Annotated in this window: 4 protein-coding genes, 1 tRNA gene and 1 pseudogene; 3 read left to right on the forward strand and 3 right to left on the reverse strand. The window is 44.8% G+C overall.

The genetic code is table 11. From position 1 onward, the window contains the following. Positions 1 to 487: 487 nt before the first annotated feature. The gene (locus tag Q0200_RS06235) at positions 488 to 1,351 is read right to left on the reverse strand and encodes a CbrC family protein (protein WP_297939115.1); all 864 of its coding nucleotides are present in this window, start codon (positions 1,349 to 1,351) and stop codon (positions 488 to 490) included. 95 nt (positions 1,352 to 1,446) lie between these two features. After that, entirely contained in the window at positions 1,447 to 1,863 is a 417-nt protein-coding gene (locus tag Q0200_RS06240; RefSeq protein ID WP_297939117.1) for an SseB family protein, read from the reverse strand. 110 nt (positions 1,864 to 1,973) lie between these two features. Here Q0200_RS06240 and Q0200_RS06245 point away from each other — a divergent pair. Further along, positions 1,974 to 2,050: transfer RNA gene (locus Q0200_RS06245), tRNA-Ile, on the forward strand. Between the two features lie 246 nt (positions 2,051 to 2,296). Here Q0200_RS06245 and Q0200_RS06250 read toward each other — a convergent pair. Beyond that, entirely contained in the window at positions 2,297 to 3,403 is a 1,107-nt protein-coding gene (locus tag Q0200_RS06250; protein ID WP_297939119.1) for an FtsW/RodA/SpoVE family cell cycle protein, read from the reverse strand. Positions 3,404 to 3,455: 52 nt separating this feature from the next. Here Q0200_RS06250 and Q0200_RS06255 point away from each other — a divergent pair, with 52 nt between their 5' ends. Next, a complete protein-coding gene (locus tag Q0200_RS06255) occupies positions 3,456 to 4,472 on the forward strand; it encodes an RluA family pseudouridine synthase (RefSeq protein WP_297939122.1) in 1,017 nt (338 codons plus the stop codon). Beyond that, positions 4,450 to 4,746: pseudogene (locus tag Q0200_RS06260) on the forward strand (hypothetical protein); the annotation flags it as partial. The gene Q0200_RS06255 and the pseudogene Q0200_RS06260, both read left to right, overlap by 23 nt.

Here is a 4,746-nt window from a genome sequence, read left to right on the forward strand (position 1 = left end):
TTTTTGTATTTTTTATTTGTCGAGAATGATGTAAATTTTAAAGCTGCGATGAGCGCTATTTACGACATCTCGCTTAATGAAGATTTTAAATTTGATTCAGGTAGCGGAGCGTATGGATTCGCCAAGAGCTATACGATAAGGAAATTAATAAAATAGTGCAAATACGCAAAAGCATATTGATTACACTGGTTTGGTGCGCCGCCGCCGCGCTATATATTTTAAAATTGCAACGGGGCTAAATCTGCAAATTTGACTCGGTCAAAATTTAAAAACCAAGCGAAGTTCTGCTTTAGCTTCACTGCGTTCGCTACTGCTTAAAGCAGCTTGCAAGCAAGAAGAGACTGCTGAGTTTGCAACCGCTAGGCATGGCGCAGTTCAAACCCATTAATACAAAAGCAAAATAACGTCAAATTTTAACAAAACTAAAAATTTACGTTTTCAAGATGCGGGTCTGGGCGAGTAAAATTTTTCAAATTTAGCCTCAAATTTAGCTTGCATCGACATAAATTTGATACTTGCCGCAGTGGGTACAACGAAACAGATAGCCCGCCATATCGCCGCCCGCGATGAGGTAACTCTGCACGTCCTCTACCGCAAATTCGCCGCGCAGGGCGTACTCCTCAAAGACTTCGTCGGTAATACCCATCTCCTGCAGCTCCTTCGTGCCTACGTCGCCCAAAAACTCGCAGTAATCGTCGCAGCAAGCAAGCCAGTGCTCCCCTTGCCAGCTAAAATACCCAGGCGTCCTTTTAAATAGCTCCTCGGTTTTAGCCTGCGCGTCCGAAGTGCTAGGCGGCAGAGGATCTGCGTCCTGGATGAAGCTGGCGTCAAATTTCGCCACTGCCGCTCCGCTAGCGATGCAGTGTGGACAGAGGTGGTTCACGTCCTCCACACTGTAAACGCTAGCGCAATAATACACGTCCGTCGCTTGCTCACAGCACTCGCAAACCACGCTCGCATCGTCCTTGAACACGCCTGTTTTAAAGGGATCCGGATGGTAGCGAAAATGAGGCAGGCTTTTTAGTTTTCTACTTTGGCGCGCCGCCTCGCTAGCGGTTTTAGGGCGCTTTATCGCGCCCGCATCGCCGTTTTGCGCATACTGCTTTAGATAGCCGAGCTTTTTAAGCTGCTTTTTGTCCTTCGGATCGCAAATTTTAGCTAACAGCTCGCAAGCGCTCTTTTTGAGCCCCAGCAACTCATAAACGTCAACTAGCACGAGCTTTGCCTCTTTTTCATCGCATTTTTCGAGCTCGTCTTTGAACTCAAATAGCGCCAAAATGCTTGCCGCATCGCCGTCCAAGTCCCAAAACGCCTTTTGAAGCGCGATATATTTTTCTCTAAATTTATCCATTTTCTCCCCTCAAATTTGCGGTTGCGGACGGTACCGTCCTTAAAATTTACCGAGCGGACCCACTGTCTCATCGGACGCCGAATTTGGGCCAAATTTTACTCCGCGCAGATCGCTTTGAGCTTTGCTAAATCCAAAATCAAACTATGCGAAAACGCGTCTATCACGACACCTGCATATTTGCCTTCGGCGCTTTCTAGTATCGCGGCGTAGTCTTTTAGGCGCAGATTTATCGCCTCTTGCTCGGCGTCGTTTCGCCATCTCATCATCTCGGCCCTGCTAGAAAACGCCGGGAAATAGCTAAGCCCGCTTTCTTCATCTTCAAGCAAGACAAATTTGATATTTGAGCCCTCTTCTTCGTAAACTGCGCTACCGTCGGGCTTTGCTAAGGCTTGGTTTATGAGTACTGGAGCGAAAAACTCGGCCTTTTTTAGCGCCGAAATTAGCGCCTTTTCGCTCTGCTCGCCGCCGTCTAGTAAAAACGCGTCTATAAAATCGTTTAAATTTTCGTTCATCTTTTACCTTGGATTAAATTTGGCGTATTATACATTTTTGCGTTTTTAAATCAAAATTTAGCAGTAAATAAGCTTTGCGTTGCTATAATCACAACCTCACTTCAGCTGGCGGGTTCATAGCTCAGTTGGTTAGAGCATCCGGCTCATAACCGGATGGTCCCAGGTTCGAGTCCTGGTGAACCCACCACTTCAATTCATCTTTATCAAATACTTTAAAGTACATCGTCTTATTATTTTGTAAGTTTATTTGATGCATATAAAGCTTTTGTATGTATGCGTTTGTATGATCGGGGCAGGCTGTCAAAAAACGTCGTTAATAAAGTGACCTAACAACAAATGCGGTTAATATTTAAAAACTTCAAATTCTATTTGGGATTTGATTGAAAATTATTTCAATCAAAATTTACGTATATATTTAGTAAAGTTTTTATGTTTAAATTTTAAATTTGACCAGCCTATACGTCGGATCAAACCTAAACGCGAGCAAATTTTGCAAAATCCCAAAAAGGCACATAAAAGTAACGAAGCTACTGCCGCCGTAACTATAAAAAGGTAGCGGAATGCCCACCACAGGCGCAAAGCCGATCGTCATCATGATATTTATACTCACGTAAATAAAGATAAGTATCCCGATCCCAGACGCCATCGTTTGCGTGAAATAATCATCCTTTAGTCCGTAGTTTAAGCTGAGCAAATGAGCTATCAGCGCGCCGTAAAAGCTAAGTAGCGCAAGCCCTCCGTAAAATCCGTATCGCTCGATCGTGTAAGCAAAAATAAAATCGCTAGTCGAAATCGGCAAAAATTTAAAGTGCGTTTGCGTCGCCTCGTCTTTTGGCTTGCCCTTTAGTCCGCCGCTGCCGATAGCGATGATGCTTTGGCGCACGTGATAGTTGGACTCTTCGCTTAAAAAATCGGTAATGCGCTTTTTTTGATAATCGTGCAAATTTTCGTAGATCACGGGCGCCGAGAATAAAACTCCCGCAAATATTACGACCCAAATTTTTTTATTTACACCGATGATAAAAAGCACGGCGTAGCCCACGATGAGCAGTATGAGCGCGGTGCCCAGATCGGGCTCTTTTAAAATCAGCACGAAAGGCAAAAGGATATAAAGGCTAAGACGTAAAAAGTCCTTGAGGCCGTAGCCGTTTTCTTCGGGCGGGCGCTGTTTGATGAGGTAACCTAACATCAGCAGGAGTGCGGGTTTCATGATCTCTGAGGGCTGAAGCGTAAAGTGGATAAAAGGAAACTCGAGCCATCTTTTCGCGCCCAGTTTGCTCGTGCCAAACAAATCTACGCTAATGAGCAAAACGATACAAATCCAGTAAAATAGCGGTATGAGCCAGGCGATCTTGCGAATGGGAAGTAAAAAGAAAAACAAAAACAATGCTAGACCGACTCCGAAATACACAAGCTGCTTGCCAGCCAGGATAGAATTTGCCTCAGAAACCAAAATGTATGATAAAATAATAATAGGAAGTATCAAAAACGGCTGAACGAAGTCAAAATGGGTTAAAATTCGCCTATCGAGTCTTATCAAAAATTTGCCTTTTTTGAGCGATTATAGCATTTTAAAGGAAACAAATATAAAAATGACGGAAAAAGAGATCAAAATTTTAGATGATACGCAGGCGAGGGCGGATGCTTTTTTAGCGGCTGAGCTAAACGTCGCTAGAAACCAAGCGCTAAATTTGATAAAAAGCGGACTAGTTAGCCTAAACGGTAAGCCGCTAACTAAGCCATCGGCGAAGCTAAATTTGGGCGACGTTTTGAATATCAAATTTGAGCAAAGCGACCCTGATACGGCTAAATTTGAAGCGGAATTCGAAGTACCGATCATTTATGAGGATGAGGATTTGCTCGTGCTAAATAAACCGGCAAATTTAGTCGTTCATCCCGCTCCTAGCGTTAAGGAACCCACGCTTGTGGACTGGCTCGGCACAAAGGGGTTTTTGCTATCAAATTTAAGCGGACAAAGTAGGGCAGGCATCGTGCATAGGCTGGATAAGGGCACTAGCGGAGCTATCGTCGTAGCTAAAAATAACGCCGCTCACGCCGAGCTCTCAAAACAGCTAAGCGACAAAAGCATGGGACGCATATATCTAGCGCTAACCGATCTGCCGCTCAAGCAAAACTGCATCGTCGAGCGAGCTATCGGACGAAACCCCGCTAACCGCCTAAAAAAGGCGATAGTTTCAAGCGGCCGCGCGGCAAAAAGCGCCTTTGCGAATCTACTTTTTAGCGAATTTGACGGCCCCGTGCAGGGTAAAAACGCAGGCGTAAATTTGATCGCGTCAAAGCTTTTTACAGGCAGGACTCATCAGATCAGAGTGCATCTAGCTAGCCTAAACCGCCATATTTTGGGCGATGCTTTATACGGTTTTAAGAGCGAAAAGGATAAAATCGGCCGAGTAATGCTTCACGCCTACGGGCTATATTTCACGCATCCGCGCACGGGCGGGCAAATGAGCTTCGTCGCGCCTATTTGGGATGATTTTAGTGAAATTTTACTTAGCAAATTTAGCAAGGAGAATATAGATGAAAAGATTGATTTTATGGGGCTTAGCGAGCTCTTTAGCCATTGTGATGAGTGGATGCGTATCCTCTAGCGGGCCTGCGCAAGTAAATCCGAATTTGCCGACCGTCCAGAGCCTAAAAACTATAAGCGATATGACCGAAGTGGGCTTTGAGTGGACTCCGACTCCGACCTCAAACGTCGCAGGCTACTATCTATACCGCTCAAATCCAAACGAAAATAACGGTAAAATGAAGGTTGTAGCCGACATAAAAGACCGCTTTGCCAGCCACTACGTGGATGCAAATTTAGCTCCCGAGACGACCTATGCTTACGAGATGAGGACATATAACGCTAGCAAGCACATT

The organism is uncultured Campylobacter sp. (assembly GCF_938045225.1).
GTDB lineage: Bacteria > Campylobacterota > Campylobacteria > Campylobacterales > Campylobacteraceae > Campylobacter_A.